Annotated in this window: 12 protein-coding genes and 1 pseudogene; 9 read left to right on the top strand and 4 right to left on the bottom strand. The window is 40.4% G+C overall.

The genetic code is table 11. The features are described 5' to 3' along the window. Positions 1 to 8: 8 nt before the first annotated feature. The gene (locus ACXYSK_RS04055) at positions 9 to 926 is read left to right on the top strand and encodes a DMT family transporter (protein ID WP_458625131.1); all 918 of its coding nucleotides are present in this window, start codon (positions 9 to 11) and stop codon (positions 924 to 926) included. Between the two features lie 51 nt (positions 927 to 977). Here the strand turns inward: ACXYSK_RS04055 and ACXYSK_RS04050 are convergent, their stop codons facing one another. Further along, positions 978 to 2,261: a uracil-xanthine permease family protein gene (locus ACXYSK_RS04050; RefSeq protein ID WP_458625130.1), complete on the bottom strand. Its 1,284-nt coding sequence runs from the start codon at positions 2,259 to 2,261 to the stop codon at positions 978 to 980. A 309-nt stretch (positions 2,262 to 2,570) separates the two neighbouring features. After that, positions 2,571 to 3,284, bottom strand: coding sequence for a 16S rRNA (guanine(527)-N(7))-methyltransferase RsmG (gene rsmG, locus ACXYSK_RS04045; RefSeq protein WP_458625129.1), 714 nt, complete (start codon positions 3,282 to 3,284; stop codon positions 2,571 to 2,573). Between the two features lie 94 nt (positions 3,285 to 3,378). Here rsmG and ACXYSK_RS04040 point away from each other — a divergent pair, with 94 nt between their 5' ends. Then, positions 3,379 to 3,939, top strand: a complete 561-nt coding sequence (locus ACXYSK_RS04040; protein ID WP_458625408.1) for a LemA family protein — start codon at positions 3,379 to 3,381, stop codon at positions 3,937 to 3,939. Position 3,940: 1 nt separating this feature from the next. Continuing rightward, positions 3,941 to 4,840 (top strand): zinc metalloprotease HtpX, encoded by a 900-nt coding sequence (gene htpX / locus ACXYSK_RS04035; protein ID WP_458625128.1) that lies wholly within the window; start codon positions 3,941 to 3,943, stop codon positions 4,838 to 4,840. 45 nt (positions 4,841 to 4,885) lie between these two features. Here the strand turns inward: htpX and ACXYSK_RS04030 are convergent, their stop codons facing one another. Further along, positions 4,886 to 6,445 carry an ATP-binding cassette domain-containing protein gene (locus tag ACXYSK_RS04030; protein ID WP_458625127.1) on the bottom strand — a complete coding sequence of 520 codons (1,560 nt, stop codon included), beginning with the start codon at positions 6,443 to 6,445 and terminating at the stop codon, positions 4,886 to 4,888. A 243-nt stretch (positions 6,446 to 6,688) separates the two neighbouring features. Next, positions 6,689 to 7,017: pseudogene (locus ACXYSK_RS04025) on the bottom strand (helicase BlpT). A 168-nt stretch (positions 7,018 to 7,185) separates the two neighbouring features. Between ACXYSK_RS04025 and ACXYSK_RS04020 the strand changes: the two are divergent. From ACXYSK_RS04020 to carB, 6 genes are all read left to right on the top strand, one after another. Beyond that, positions 7,186 to 7,728, top strand: a complete 543-nt coding sequence (locus tag ACXYSK_RS04020) for a YceD family protein (protein WP_458625126.1) — start codon at positions 7,186 to 7,188, stop codon at positions 7,726 to 7,728. After that, positions 7,729 to 8,358 carry an endonuclease III gene (nth, locus tag ACXYSK_RS04015; protein ID WP_458625125.1) on the top strand — a complete coding sequence of 210 codons (630 nt, stop codon included), beginning with the start codon at positions 7,729 to 7,731 and terminating at the stop codon, positions 8,356 to 8,358. Between the two features lie 209 nt (positions 8,359 to 8,567). After that, entirely contained in the window at positions 8,568 to 9,089 is a 522-nt protein-coding gene (gene pyrR, locus ACXYSK_RS04010) for a bifunctional pyr operon transcriptional regulator/uracil phosphoribosyltransferase PyrR (protein ID WP_000850019.1), read from the top strand. A 17-nt stretch (positions 9,090 to 9,106) separates the two neighbouring features. Further along, positions 9,107 to 10,030, top strand: coding sequence for an aspartate carbamoyltransferase catalytic subunit (locus ACXYSK_RS04005; RefSeq protein WP_458625124.1), 924 nt, complete (start codon positions 9,107 to 9,109; stop codon positions 10,028 to 10,030). 49 nt (positions 10,031 to 10,079) lie between these two features. Continuing rightward, positions 10,080 to 11,159, top strand: a complete 1,080-nt coding sequence (locus ACXYSK_RS04000; RefSeq protein ID WP_414307134.1) for a carbamoyl phosphate synthase small subunit — start codon at positions 10,080 to 10,082, stop codon at positions 11,157 to 11,159. Positions 11,160 to 11,360: 201 nt separating this feature from the next. Then, positions 11,361 to 14,537 (top strand): carbamoyl-phosphate synthase large subunit, encoded by a 3,177-nt coding sequence (gene carB, locus ACXYSK_RS03995; RefSeq protein WP_458625123.1) that lies wholly within the window; start codon positions 11,361 to 11,363, stop codon positions 14,535 to 14,537. Positions 14,538 to 14,859: the final 322 nt, after the last annotated feature.

The following is a 14,859-nucleotide window of genomic DNA, read 5'->3' as shown; positions in this document are numbered from 1 at the left end:
GAGGGCCCATGTCTAAAGCGTTAAAAGGAACTCTTTTTACAGTGATTGCAGGTATCGCATGGGGTCTATCAGGGACTAGCGGTCAATACTTAATGGCTCATGGAATTTCTGCTCTTGTTTTAACCAATATCCGTTTGATTATTGCAGGACTCCTTTTGGTTCTTTTGTCCTATATCAAGTCTAAGGAGCAATTCATATCTTTTCTAAAAGATAAATCAAGTCTGTTTTCTCTCTTGTCATTTTCTTTGTTTGGGCTCTTTTTAAATCAATTGGCCTATTTATCAGCTATTCAGGAGACAAATGCTGGAACAGCGACGGTCTTACAGTATGTCTGTCCAGTTGGAATCTTAGCTTATACTTGTATAAAAGATAGGGTAACGCCTTCTATAGCTGAAATTATTTCTATGATTTTGGCTATAGGTGGGACCTTTCTCATTGCAACCCATGGGCAGTTGGATCAGCTTTCTATGACACCAGCTGGACTCTTCTGGGGCTTATTCTCAGCTCTGACCTATGCTCTTTATATCATTTTACCCATTAATTTGATTCAAAAGTGGGGGAGTATTTTGGTCATCGGTGTGGGAATGATGATCTCAGGTTTTCTAGCAGTGCCTTTTACAGGGATTATCGGGGCTAGTATTCCCTTATCTTTTGATATCTTTCTAGCTTTTGCAGGAATCATTCTGATAGGAACGGTCTTTGCCTATACTGCCTTTCTTAAAGGTGCCAGTATGATTGGACCAGTCAAGTCTAGCCTTCTAGCTTCGATTGAGCCCATCTCTGCAGTATTTTTTGCCTTCATGATTATGGGAGATATTTTTTATCCTGTAGATTTTCTAGGTATGGCAATGATTTTACTGGCTGTGACTATTATTTCTTTGAAGGATTTAATGTTAGAAAAGAAACAGACTCCAAAAAGGTCATAAAAAATCCACTCTTTATTTAAGTGGATTTTTTATGTTTAGATATTTAAATATTTAATTTTTGTTTTCGTATGGCAAGATCAAGTTCAAGATGATACCTGTCATAGCTGAGAGAGCAGTACCAGAAAGTGTAACAGGTCCAAGTTTAAGGATTGCTCCACCAAGTCCAAGTACCAACATCGCACTTGCGATGATTAGGTTACGCATTTGACCAAAATCAACACGTTCCTTGATCAAGACTTTCAAACCGTTGCTTGCGATAACCCCGTATAGAAGGATTGACATACCACCAAGTACAGCGTTTGGAATTGTAGAAATCAAGGCAGTAAATTTACCAAGGAAGCTAAGGGCGATAGCGATAAAAGCAGCGTTACGGATAACAGAGACAGAAGCGATGCGAGTCATACCAATAACCCCTGTATTTTCACCGTAAGTTGTATTTGCTGGTCCACCAAGGAAGGCAGAAACAGAAGTTGCGATACCATCACCGAGAAGGGTGCGGTGAAGACCTGGATCTTTCAAGAATTGGCGTCCACAGATTTGACTTAGAACGGTGTGGTCACCGATATGTTCAGAAATGGTTACGATAGCGATTGGTAAGATGGCGATTGTTTCAGGACCAAAGTAAAGGTCGTATTGTTTGAAGGCACCACCTGTATTGAATGGTAGGTAGAAGCCAGGAATTTCAATCCAGTTAGCTTGAAGAACAGGAGTGAAGTCAACCAAGCCGAGCGCTAGCGCAAAGAGATATCCACCGATAATGGCAAAGAGGAAAGGAATAATACGAAGGAAACCTTTTCCTTTCGTATTGATAAAAGCAGCAATCAAGAAAGTAACAACGGATACAAGAGCGTTTTTCCAGTTGCCGTCTGCGACAAGGCCAGCGTTGGTTACAGCAGAACTTGCAAGTCCAAGACCGATAACGATGATCATTGGTCCGATAATGATTGGAGGCAAGAGTTTATCAATCCATTTTGTACCTGCGAAGCGAACACTTGCAGCAACAAGGACATAAACAAAACCAGTCAGGATAACCCCTGTTTGAGCAGCAGATACATCACCCCCCATTTCTTTCATGGCAAGTGACATGGCTGTAATAAAGGCGAAAGAAGAACCAAGATAAACAGGAACTCTAAAACCTGTTGCAATCATATAGATGAGGGTACCAACCCCTGAAGCAAAGAGGGCAACGGATACAGGCATTCCCAAAATCAGTGGGACCAAAATTGTTGCACCAAACATAGCAAAAACGTGCTGGAAGCTGAGAAGAATTCCCTTACCAGCAGAAGGACGTTGGTCGACGTCTAATAACAAATCAACAGTTGATTCTTGTTTCATAAATACCTCACTTTTGGGCATCAAAAAAGAGCCCATTATTTTACAGCAATAGGCTCTCAGAGTAAGACTTCATTAAAAAATAATTGACCACATTTTAATGAATGTTATGTATATCTGCGTCTTCGTCACCTCACGGGATGACATTAAAAACCTTTGCTTAGGATAGTATAGCAGAAAAAATTCGTTTTGTAAACGAATTTTTCCCTAGCCCAGAAATAAGAAAGCGAGGTATGATTTTGTAAATCATTTTTTCCCGAGCCTAGAAATAAGAAAGCGAGGTTGATTTTGGCAGATGTCCGATTAATCATTCTAAAGTGGGCGTTTATTTGGCAAACCTGCTTTTCTTGGGTATTTATTTGGAGTTTCTTTTTTCTTTTCTACTATTGTTATGTAACGAGGGTCTCCATTGGGAAGAGTATAGCTGATGTTGTCCTCAACTTTGCTAAAGAGAAGGTTAAGAGCATTTTTTGCCTCTGTCAATTCCTCGGGTGCATTGCTTGCCTTGAGTGCGAGTAATTTGCCACCAACTTTTAGAAAAGGAATGGTTAATTCAGATAAGACTTGCATACGAGCAACTGCTCGAGCTGTGACGATATCAAACTGAGCACGAAAATTCTTGTCTTGACCGAAATCTTCTGCACGTCCATGGTAGAAGTGAACATTTTCTAACCCTAATTCTTGGGCTAAGAGATTAAGGAAGTTGATTCGCTTGTTTAGAGAGTCAATAATGGTCACATCTAGCTGAGGGTAGAGAATCTTCATAGGAAGACTTGGGAATCCTGCACCAGCGCCAATATCAAGTAACTTAATTTCTTGGTTTTCTATCAACCCTTGTAGGATAGGAGCGATGGAATCATAAAAGTGTTTAAGATAAACTTCTTCCTTTTCAGTAATTGCAGTCAGGTTGATTTTTTGGTTCCACTCGACTAAGAGTTCAAAATAGTGCTCAAATTGTGCTTTTTGCTGGTCAGTAAGATTAATATTCTGTTCAGCAAGTAGTGTGTAAAAAGTTTCTGGTTTCATAGTTATATCCTTCTTGTATATCATCTTATTTTACCACAAAAACATGGAAATTTGATATACTTGTACTAATCAAAAGGCAGAAAGGAGCTTTATGATGAATTGGATTTTTTATGGACTTCTTGCTCTAATTATTTTCTTGGTAATTGACTGCTATAATAAATTGGTGAAAAATCGTATGCAGACCAAGGAAGCTTGGAGTCAGATTGATGTTCAGTTGAAGCGTCGAAATGATCTCTTACCAAACTTAATTGAAACAGTAAAAGGTTACGCTAAATACGAAAGTTCTACTCTAGAAAAGGTGACTGAACTCCGTAGACAAGTAGCTGCAGCAACTACACCTGCAGAAGCCATGAAAGCTAGTGATGCACTGACTCGTCAGGTAACTGGTATTTTTGCGGTTGCAGAGAATTATCCTGACTTGAAGGCTAGTAGCAATTTTGCTCACTTACAAGAAGAACTGACTAACACAGAAAATAAAATTTCTTATTCACGTCAGCTCTATAATAGTGTCGTTAGCAACTACAATGTTAAATTAGAAACTTTCCCAAGTAATCTGGTTGCAGCTATATTTAGCTTCAAGGCAGCGGATTTCCTTCAAACTCCAGAAGAAGAAAAGGCTGTGCCTAGAGTTGATTTTAATGGTTTAGGTGACTAAGATGCTGTACAAACAAATTGCTAGTAATAAACGTAAAACTTGGATTCTTTTAATTGTCTTCTTTCTTTTGCTAGCCATAGTTGGTTATGCGGTTGGTTTTCTGTTCATGAACTCAGGTATCTGGGGCGTGACCATAGCTATGATTATCGGTTTCATCTATGCCTTGACCATGATTTTTCAATCTACAGAGATTGTCATGAGTATGAATGGTGCGCGTGAGGTTGATAGAAACGAAGAACCTGTTCTCTATCATGTTGTCGAGGATATGGCAATGGTGGCACAGATTCCTATGCCACGAGTTTATGTAATTGATGACCCGGGTTTGAATGCCTTCGCCACCGGTTCGAATCCTCAAAATGCTGCTGTTGCTGCTACGTCAGGCCTTCTAGAGATTATGAATCGTGAGGAGTTAGAGGCAGTAATCGGGCATGAAGTTAGTCACATTCGCAACTTAGATATTCGAATCTCTACTATTGCTGTTGCTCTTGCTAGTGCCATCACTCTTTTATCGAGTATGGCTGGTCGTATGATGTGGTGGGGTGGAGCTAGTCGTAGTCGTAGAAGTAATGACCGTGATGGTGGAGGAATTGAAGTGATTATGTTAGTTGTTTCTCTCCTAGCCATCGTTCTAGCACCTCTTGCAGCAACTTTGGTGCAGTTAGCTATCTCTCGCCAACGAGAATTTTTAGCGGATGCTTCAAGTGTGGAATTAACACGCAATCCTCAGGGGATGATCAATGCCCTCCTTAAACTAGACAATAGTCAACCCATGAGTCATCATGTAGATGATGCTAGTAGTGCCCTTTATATCAATGATCCTCAAAAACCAGGTTTCTTGAAAAAACTATTTTATACTCATCCGCCCATTTCAGAGCGGATTGAACGTTTGAAAAATATGTAAAAAACATCCAGAGGTTTTTCTCTGGATGTTTGCTATTTTCTACAGTTATAAATCTTGTAAATCAACGACTTCCAACCCATTTTCGCTTAAATGATAGATACTCCTACAGACTTCTTTTAAGAAACGTCGATCATGCGAAACAGTGACAAGACCACCAGGATAATTAGCAAAGAGTTTTCTAATTTCTGGTTGAGAAGTTGGAGAAAAGTTTCGTGTGGGTTCATCCAGAAGGAGAAAGTTTGGTTTTCGCAGAACTAAATTCAAAAGAAGGAGTTTGCCTTGTTGGCCGCCAGATAACGAGCGGATTTGCTGGTGCATCTCTGGATAGCTGAAATTAAGACTGGCTAAGCGAGATTGGATTTTCTGTATTTCCTCTTTGTGTCCAGTTTGGCTGAGAAATTCTACTGGCGATAGAGCCAATTGCAGTGTTTCTTGGTAATTTTGTGGCATAAAACCAAGCGAAATCTCTCTTTTGCCACTTAGTAGTTGATGTAACTTTGCTAAAAGAGTGGATTTGCCAACGCCATTGGGACCGATAATGCCGATTTTATCTTGACCACGGACAGTTAGTTGTAACTCCTGAGCTAAAACATGCTCACCAATGGACAAATTTTCCTTTTCCAGTCGAATTAAGACTTTAGAAGTTGCTAATGGCTCTATATCTGAAAAGAAAAGTTGGATTTGTTCCTCTTCAAGTGGTTTTTGGATCATGGACTGAGCTTCCTTTTCAAAGCGTTTTTCTTGAGAGAGAATAGTTTTCATCTTTTTAGCCAATAGGCGACCAGCAGTACTGTCTTTGGTAGCTCGAAGTGCAGTTTCTACATTTTGCTTAACTCGGCGATGTTTTTCCATGGTTTTGTCATAGGTTCTCTGGTCGTTGGCAGCTTGCTGGCTTTGCCTGGCAAAATTAGCCTTTCTCTGCTCACTATAGCGATCATAGTCTAAATGCTCGACTAGCGTTTCCGCTTCTTTCCGATGCTTGACCAGTCGCAAGTGGACGATAGTATCAGACGTTTGAGAAAGAAAGTCTTCATCATGGGAAATGAAAATAACTGTTTGCTTCATCTTCTGTATCTTCCTCTTTAGCCAATCAACCGTCTCAAGGTCTAGGTCATTTGAAGGTTCATCTAAAAATAGAACCTCAAAAGGTTTGGATAACTCGTGGATGAGCTGAATTTTCAAAGCTTCGCCCCCTGATAGACTGCCAATTTCTTGGTCGCTAGCAAAACGGTCGCTGTCAAAGTGCAACTCCTCCGCAAAACGATAGAGGATATTGTAGTCTAAATCAGCAGGATCCAAAAAGAAGTAGTCCTGCAGAGATCTTTTTTTCAGTTCTTCAGGGAGATGTTGGGGAATGTAGGCTAGGGACTGAAGGTCAGATTGGATTTCTCCCCTGATAGAGAAATCAGCTAATTTTTCTCCCATTAAACTTTTAAGTAAGGTTGATTTTCCATTTCCTTCTTCGCCTATAATAGCGACTTTTTCTCCGTCTTGGATGGTAATGTTTAAATCGGAAACAAGGTCTCTTAAATCTTTGTTTTGTGTAATGGTCAGATGATTGATGTTTATCATATTATTGCCCTTTCTAGAATGTCCATATTGCATAACAAAAAGGTCTACTTTACCTAGTAGAGCCAATCGTCTATGTCAAAAAAACTCTTTTAAAAGGGCTGAAAATCCAGCAGAAAAAGAGCACACAAAAAAGAGACAGAAACAAGATCTACTAAATAAAGGTTCTTTATTTGATAGACTTAGTTGTTCATGTCTCCCTTACCTCCGAATATTATTGCAATCATCATACTCTTTTTGAGAAAATTTGTCAAGATTAAGCTAGAAAATCCTCTATTTTTAAAACCCAAAAACAGGTCCATAGAGTGTCAAAACGTGCTTAACTTGATCGTAATGAAACTTGTCATAGTTTCGCCAAGCAGTGCGAGCTTGATTGTTTAGTTTTAGACTACCAAGTCCAATCAAAAGGCTAGTCCGTTGGTAAAAAGATTCCAGTTCAATTAAGATGGCGTTGTCTACTTTCTCAGCTTTTTTAAGCGCTCTGAGAATTTCGTCTATATTTTGCTGTAAGCGTAGATCATCAGGCAATCCCTGTTTACAACTTTGTATTGTTTGATTTATTTTGAAACGAGTCGATAAGCTTCTTTTAAAAGAGCTTTGTCTTCCATATTAGCGTCCTCCTTTGCTCATGTATTAATGCCGATAGTATAGCACAAAAAATATATTTGTCATAATAAATATATCAAAAAACGCAGAAAGATGTTTTAAAAGTTTAGAGGCTTTACTTGACCTCCTTTCATGGTATAATCAAGGGAGTAAATCTTTATGGAGGAAGTATGAAATTAAATATTCAAGAAATCCGTAAGCAGCCTGAGGGTTTGTATTTTGAGCAACCTCTAGACTTGTCAGCTGACTTACTTAAACGTAATCAAGAAATTTTAAATGTAAAAGATATTGTCGCAGTAGGAAAAGTCCAGTATGAAGACCGTATGTTTTTCCTAGACTATCTCTTGTCTTATACAATCGTTCTAGCTTCTAGCCGCAGTATGGAGCCGGTAGAATTGAAAGAGTCTTACCCAGTGACAGAAGTCTTTATGGAAGGTGCTACCAATCAATTGGACCAAGAAGTTCTAGATGATGACTTAGTATTACCGATTGAAAATGGTGAAATCGACCTTTCTGAGAGCGTATCTGATAATATCTTGCTAAATATTCCAATAAAGGTCTTAACAGCAGAAGAAGAAGCTGGTCAGGGTTTTGTCTCTGGAAATGACTGGCAAATCATGTCTGAGGAAGAATATCAAGCTCAACAAGCAGTTAAGAAAGAAGAAAATAGTCCTTTTGCAGGGTTGCAAGGGCTGTTTAACGGAGATGAGTAGATGGTTTTATCCAAAAAACGTGCTCGTCATGTCATAGAAGAAATCATAGCTCTTTTTCCTGATGCGAAACCAAGTCTAGATTTTCGCAATCATTTTGAACTTTTAGTTGCCGTTATGCTATCTGCTCAGACGACAGATGCTGCGGTCAACAAGGCCACACCAGGCCTCTTTGCAGCTTTTCCAACGCCTCAAGCTATGGCAGATGCAAGCGAGAGTGAAATTTCTAAACATATTTCTCGTCTAGGTCTCTATCGCAATAAGGCTAAGTTTCTTAAGAAATGTGCCCAGCAGTTACTAGACGATTTTGATGGCCAAGTCCCTCAGACTAGGGAAGAATTAGAGAGTTTGGCAGGAGTTGGCCGTAAAACAGCTAACGTAGTTTTGAGTGTAGGTTTCGGTATTCCAGCTTTTGCAGTTGATACTCACGTAGAACGTATCTGCAAACACCATGATATTGTTAAAAAATCAGCTACGCCACTTGAAGTTGAAAAACGTGTCATGGATGTCTTGCCACCAGAAGAATGGTTGGCAGCCCATCAGGCTATGATTTACTTTGGTCGTGCTATTTGCCATCCGAAAAATCCAGAATGCGAACACTATCCACAGTTGTACGATTTTAGTTCTTTATAAGGCCGAGTATTGAATGTTTTTACTTGCTTTGAACTAGGCTTTGTGATATAGTAAGGACAATAAAATATTCCTTTAAACCTGTCCCGTGAGGCAGGCAAGGAGCTCGATAAAGTAGAAGGGTAAGTCTATACTGTTTACAGTAAGGCTCGCTTAGTTATACATTCTCAAGTCTCCTTGAAAAAGGAGACTTTTCTTTTTGGAGGTTTGTCATGAAGACAAAAGAAGTTGTAGACGAATTAACCGTCAAGCGAGCAATTACGCGTATCACTTATGAAATCATCGAACGCAATAAAGATTTGAATAAAATCATTTTAGCGGGTATCAAAACACGTGGTGTCTTTATTGCTCACCGTATCCAAGAACGTTTGGAACAATTGGAAAATATCTCTGTTCCTGTTGTAGAATTAGATACTAAACCTTTCCGTGACGATGTTAAAAGTGGTGAGGATACTTCATTGATTTCTGTCGATGTGACAGACCGCGAAGTCATTTTGGTGGATGATGTGCTCTATACAGGCCGTACAATTCGAGCTGCTATCGATAACATTGTTGGACACGGTCGTCCAGCGCGCGTGAGTCTTGCGGTGCTAGTTGACCGTGGACACAGAGAATTGCCAATTCGACCAGATTACGTTGGGAAAAATATTCCAACCAGTCGTTCTGAAGAAATCATCGTTGAGATGACAGAACTTGATGGCCAAGATAGAGTTTTGATTACTGAAGAAGCTTAATAGCTAAAGGAGTAGCCATGTCAGAAAATCAACAAGCACTCAACCATGTGGTGTCCATGGAAGATCTCACTGTGGATCAGGTTATGAAATTGATTAAACGAGGGATTGAGTTTAAGAATGGAGCTCAGTTGCCTTACGAAGACCATCCCATTGTTTCCAATCTTTTCTTTGAAAATTCGACAAGAACGCATAAATCGTTCGAAGTTGCAGAGATTAAACTAGGATTGGAACGACTTGACTTTGATGTAAAGACAAGTTCAGTCAACAAGGGTGAGACACTCTATGATACCATCCTGACTTTGTCAGCGCTTGGTGTAGATGTCTGCGTTATTCGTCACCCTGAAGTTGATTACTACAGAGAATTGATTGCGAGTCCGACGATCACGACTTCGATTATCAACGGTGGCGACGGTTCAGGGCAACATCCTAGTCAGAGTCTGCTTGATTTAATGACAATTTACGAAGAATTCGGACATTTTGAAGGACTAAAGGTCGCGATTGCTGGAGACTTGGATCATTCACGTGTTGCCAAATCCAATATGCAGATTTTGAAACGTTTGGGAGCTGAACTTTACTTTGCAGGACCTGAGGAATGGAGAAGCCAAGAATTTTCTGACTATGGCCAGTTTGTTACCATTGATGAGATTGTTGACCAGGTGGATGTTCTGATGTTGCTTCGAGTCCAACATGAACGCCACGAGAGTGGAGCCGTCTTTTCAAAAGAAGGCTATCATGCTCAACATGGCTTGAACCAAGAACGCTACAATCGCTTAAAAGAAGAAGCAATCATTATGCATCCAGCTCCAGTAAATCGGGATGTAGAAATTGCTGACCACTTGGTTGAAGCTCCAAAGTCACGTATTGTCCAACAAATGACTAATGGAGTCTTTGTTCGAATGGCAATCTTAGAATCCGTATTGGCAAGTAGAAAAGCCAAATAAGACACAAAACGTTAAAAGACGCCAGTGAGCGTCCACGAGAGGTGAGAATATGACAAAAAGACTTCTAGTTTTAGAAGATGGCACAGTTTTTGAAGGTAAAGCCTTCGGTGCAGATATTGATGTAACAGGGGAAATCGTCTTTAACACAGGGATGACAGGTTATCAAGAATCCATTACAGACCAGTCTTATAATGGACAAATCTTGACCTTCACTTATCCACTGGTAGGGAATTATGGGATTAACCGTGATGACTACGAATCTATCAGCCCTACTTGTAAGGGAGTTGTAGTTTTCGAAGAGGCACGTAGAGCAAGTAACTGGCGGAATCAAATGACGCTGGATGAGTTCTTGAAAGCTAAGAAAATTCCAGGTATTTCAGGAATTGATACACGTGCGCTTACAAAGATTATCCGTAAACATGGAACCATGCGAGCAACCTTGACACACGCTGGAGACAGTATGGATCATGTTGCTGATCAACTTCAAGCAACTGTTTTGCCAACTGATAATATCAGACAAGTTTCCACCAAGACTTCTTATCCAGCTCCAGGAGTTGGTTTGAGTGTTGTTTTAGTAGACTTTGGACTTAAACATTCTATTTTACGAGAACTTTCAAAACGTGATTGTAATGTGACTGTAGTTCCATACACAACTACAGCTGAGGAAATCCTACATTTGAATCCTGACGGAGTTATGTTATCAAACGGTCCGGGAAATCCAGAAGATGTACCGGAAGCACTTGATATGATTCGTGGTATTCTAGGGAAGATTCCAATCTTTGGTATTTGTATGGGGCATCAACTCTTTGCAATGGCAAATGGAGCTAAGACGTACAAGATGAAGTTTGGTCACCGTGGTTTCAACCATGCAGTTCGTGAAATTGCAACTGGGCGCGTGGATTTCACTAGTCAAAACCATGGCTACGCCGTTAGCCGTGAGGATTTACCAGATCACTTGATAATTACCCACGAAGAAATCAATGATAAGTCAGTTGAAGGTGTACGTCACAGATACCAACCAGGTTTCTCTGTGCAATTCCACCCAGACGCAGCTCCTGGACCACATGATGCAAGTTATCTATTTGACGAGTTCATCGAGATGATGGAAGCCTTCAAACAAACAAATTAATGACGAGTGTAAAATCGTCGGAGAATTTATTTAATGTCGCCCTGTGAGGCGACGAATAGAAAGGAGAAGGGTGGTCCGTATTTGCTGAACTGAATACGGGCTACGGACTAAGCTAAAAAGATAGTTATTCCTAGAACTAGCAGTTCTTCGTCATAACTCCTATTTTAGCTTTGTCCGCTTGACGCCCTTAATATCTTATAAATGCCTAAACGTACTGATATCAAAAAAATTATGGTGATTGGTTCTGGTCCAATTATTATTGGTCAGGCTGCTGAGTTTGACTATGCTGGAACCCAGGCTTGCTTGTCTTTGAAAGAGGAAGGTTACGAGGTTGTCTTGGTAAACTCCAACCCTGCAACCATCATGACTGATAAGGAAATTGCAGACAAGGTTTATATCGAGCCAATCACACTCGAGTTTGTGACTCGTATTCTCCGTAAGGAACGTCCAGATGCTTTACTTCCAACTCTTGGAGGTCAAACAGGGCTTAATATGGCCATGGAATTGTCTAAAAACGGGATTTTAGATGAGCTTGGTGTGGAGCTTCTCGGGACTAAATTGTCTGCCATTGACCAAGCTGAGGACCGTGATCTCTTTAAACAATTGATGGAAGAGCTTAAACAACCGATTCCAGAATCAGAAATTGTAAATACAGTTGAAGAAGCTGTTGCCTTTGCTGCGACTATTGGATACCCAGTTATCGTCCGTCCTGCCTTTACTCTAGGTGGTACTGGTGGTGGTATGTGTGCCAACGAGGAAGAACTGCGTGAAATTGCTGAAAATGGTTTGAAATTGTCACCTGTTACCCAGTGTTTGATTGAGCGTTCTATTGCAGGTTTCAAGGAAATCGAGTACGAGGTCATGCGTGACTCAGCTGACAATGCCCTTGTTGTGTGTAACATGGAAAACTTTGACCCAGTTGGGATTCACACAGGAGACTCCATCGTATTTGCCCCAGCACAAACCATGTCAGACTATGAAAACCAAATGCTTCGTGACGCCAGCTTGAGCATTATCCGCGCTCTCAAGATTGAAGGTGGATGTAACGTTCAGTTGGCTCTTGATCCAAATAGCTTTAAGTACTATGTCATCGAAGTAAACCCTCGTGTATCTCGTTCTTCTGCCCTTGCTTCTAAGGCGACAGGTTACCCAATCGCTAAATTGGCTGCTAAGATTGCAGTAGGTTTGACATTGGATGAGGTTATTAACCCTGTTACAGGTTCAACTTATGCTATGTTTGAACCAGCCCTTGACTACGTTGTTGCTAAGATTCCGCGTTTCCCATTTGATAAATTTGAAAAGGGTGAACGTCGTCTCGGTACCCAGATGAAGGCAACTGGAGAAGTTATGGCTATCGGTCGTAACATTGAGGAATCTCTCCTTAAAGCTTGTCGCTCACTTGAAATTGGAGTTCACCACAATGAAATGCCTGAACTTGCAGAAGTCTCAGATGATGCCTTGATTGAAAAAGTTGTCAAAGCACAGGATGATCGTCTCTTCTACGTATCAGAAGCCATTCGTCGTGGTTATACACCAGAAGAGATTGCTGACTTGACTAAGATTGATATCTTCTATCTTGATAAACTCTTGCATATCTTTGAGATTGAGCAAGAGTTAGGATCACATCCACAAGATGTAGCAGTCCTAAAAACAGCAAAACTCAATGGTTTCTCAGATCGTAAAATCGCAGAACTCTGGGGAACTACAGCTGACCAAGTTCGCCAACTACGTTTGGAAAACAAGATTGTCCCAGTTTACAAGATGGTAGATACTTGTGCCGCAGAATTTGAATCAGAAACTCCTTACTTCTATTCAACCTATGGTTGGGAAAATGAATCTATCAAATCTGATAAGGAATCCGTTCTAGTCTTGGGTTCTGGTCCAATCCGTATCGGTCAAGGGGTAGAGTTTGACTACGCAACAGTTCACTCTGTTAAGGCGATTCAAGCTGCTGGTTACGAAGCTATCATCATGAACTCAAACCCCGAAACCGTTTCAACAGACTTCTCTGTGTCTGACAAGCTCTACTTTGAACCATTAACATTCGAAGATGTTATGAATGTCATTGATCTTGAACAACCAAAAGGCGTTATTGTTCAATTTGGTGGTCAAACAGCTATCAACCTTGCGGAGCCCTTAGCAAAAGCTGGGGTGACTATCCTTGGTACGCAAGTTGCGGACTTGGACCGTGCGGAAGACCGTGACCTCTTCGAACAAGCCCTCAAAGACTTGGATATTCCACAACCTCCTGGACAAACAGCAACCAATGAAGAAGAAGCAGTACTTGCTGCACGTAAAATTGGTTTCCCAGTTCTCGTTCGCCCATCTTATGTCTTAGGGGGGCGTGCTATGGAAATCGTAGAGAATGAAGAAGACCTTCGCTCTTATATGCGTACTGCGGTTAAGGCCAGTCCAGACCACCCTGTTCTTGTTGACTCTTATATCGTTGGTCAAGAGTGTGAAGTCGATGCTATCTCAGACGGAGAAAATGTCCTCATTCCAGGTATCATGGAGCATATCGAACGCGCTGGTGTCCACTCAGGTGACTCCATGGCGGTTTATCCTCCACAAACCTTGTCTCAAAAGGTTCAAGAAACGATTGCGGACTACACTAAACGTCTTGCAATTGGCCTCAACTGTCTTGGTATGATGAACATTCAGTTTGTTATCAAGGATGAGAAAGTATACGTCATTGAAGTAAACCCTCGTGCTAGCCGTACTGTTCCATTCCTTTCTAAAGTAACCAATATCCCAATGGCACAGGTAGCGACTAAGTTGATTCTTGGTCAAAGTCTCGAAGAACTTGGTTACCAAGATGGACTTTACCCAGAAAGTACTCGCGTCCATATCAAGGCACCAGTCTTCTCCTTTACTAAACTAGCTAAGGTAGACAGCCTTCTTGGTCCTGAAATGAAGTCAACAGGGGAAGTTATGGGGTCTGATACCACTCTTGAAAAAGCCCTCTATAAAGCTTTTGAAGCTTCATACCTCCACTTGCCAACCTTTGGGAATGTTGTCTTTACCATCGCAGACGATGCAAAAGAAGAAGCCTTGGAATTGGCGCGTCGTTTCCAAAATATTGGCTACGGAATCCTTGCAACTGCAGGAACAGCTGAGTTCTTTGCAAGTCATGGATTGCAAGCCCAACTCGTTGGTAAGATTGGTGATGATGAACACGATATCCCAAGCTATGTCCGCAAAGGAAAAATTCAAGCTATCATCAATACTGTTGGTACCAAACGGACAGCCGATGAAGATGGAGAGCAAATCAGACGTTCAGCTATCGAACATGGGGTGCCTCTCTTTACAGCTTTGGATACAGCAGATGCCATGCTAAAAGTATTAGAAAGCAGAAGTTTTGTCACAGAAGCGATTTAAAAAATAAGATTCTCTTTGGAGAATCTTTTTTTATTTATGAAAACAATGATAAGGTTTTCACAATCATTAAAATGTAATCAAATTGAAATATTTAGAAAAATAAATATAATAAATAAAAAGATCTTGTATATAAGGAATGATTTATGCATACATGTAAATATATATTATAAATTATAGATAGCTAAAAAAACTGTTAAAATCCATAAGAAAGCGTTTTCCAGAGTGTATAGTTAATTGAATTAATATTGATTTTTTGATATGATGGAAATGCTAAAGTGGGTAAATTCTAGCTTTCAATTATTGTTCATAGGGTACAAGATTT

The sequence above is a fragment of the Streptococcus sp. V919 genome (genome assembly GCF_054353475.1).
Note: the sequence above shows the minus strand (reverse complement) of the source record. Positions and strands in the feature narration are given on the sequence as shown.

What these genes read in the sequence shown, in the direction of transcription:
- ACXYSK_RS04055 (WP_458625131.1), top strand. Translation starts at nt 9, where the DNA reads ATGTCTAAAGCGTTAAAAGGAACTCTTTTTACAGTGATTGCAGGTATC.
- ACXYSK_RS04050 (WP_458625130.1), bottom strand. Translation starts at nt 2,261, where the DNA reads ATGAAACAAGAATCAACTGTTGATTTGTTATTAGACGTCGACCAACGT.
- rsmG (WP_458625129.1), bottom strand. Translation starts at nt 3,284, where the DNA reads ATGAAACCAGAAACTTTTTACACACTACTTGCTGAACAGAATATTAAT.
- ACXYSK_RS04040 (WP_458625408.1), top strand. Translation starts at nt 3,379, where the DNA reads ATGAATTGGATTTTTTATGGACTTCTTGCTCTAATTATTTTCTTGGTA.
- htpX (WP_458625128.1), top strand. Translation starts at nt 3,941, where the DNA reads ATGCTGTACAAACAAATTGCTAGTAATAAACGTAAAACTTGGATTCTT.
- ACXYSK_RS04030 (WP_458625127.1), bottom strand. Translation starts at nt 6,445, where the DNA reads ATGCAATATGGACATTCTAGAAAGGGCAATAATATGATAAACATCAAT.
- ACXYSK_RS04020 (WP_458625126.1), top strand. Translation starts at nt 7,186, where the DNA reads ATGAAATTAAATATTCAAGAAATCCGTAAGCAGCCTGAGGGTTTGTAT.
- nth (WP_458625125.1), top strand. Translation starts at nt 7,729, where the DNA reads ATGGTTTTATCCAAAAAACGTGCTCGTCATGTCATAGAAGAAATCATA.
- pyrR (WP_000850019.1), top strand. Translation starts at nt 8,568, where the DNA reads ATGAAGACAAAAGAAGTTGTAGACGAATTAACCGTCAAGCGAGCAATT.
- ACXYSK_RS04005 (WP_458625124.1), top strand. Translation starts at nt 9,107, where the DNA reads ATGTCAGAAAATCAACAAGCACTCAACCATGTGGTGTCCATGGAAGAT.
- ACXYSK_RS04000 (WP_414307134.1), top strand. Translation starts at nt 10,080, where the DNA reads ATGACAAAAAGACTTCTAGTTTTAGAAGATGGCACAGTTTTTGAAGGT.
- carB (WP_458625123.1), top strand. Translation starts at nt 11,361, where the DNA reads ATGCCTAAACGTACTGATATCAAAAAAATTATGGTGATTGGTTCTGGT.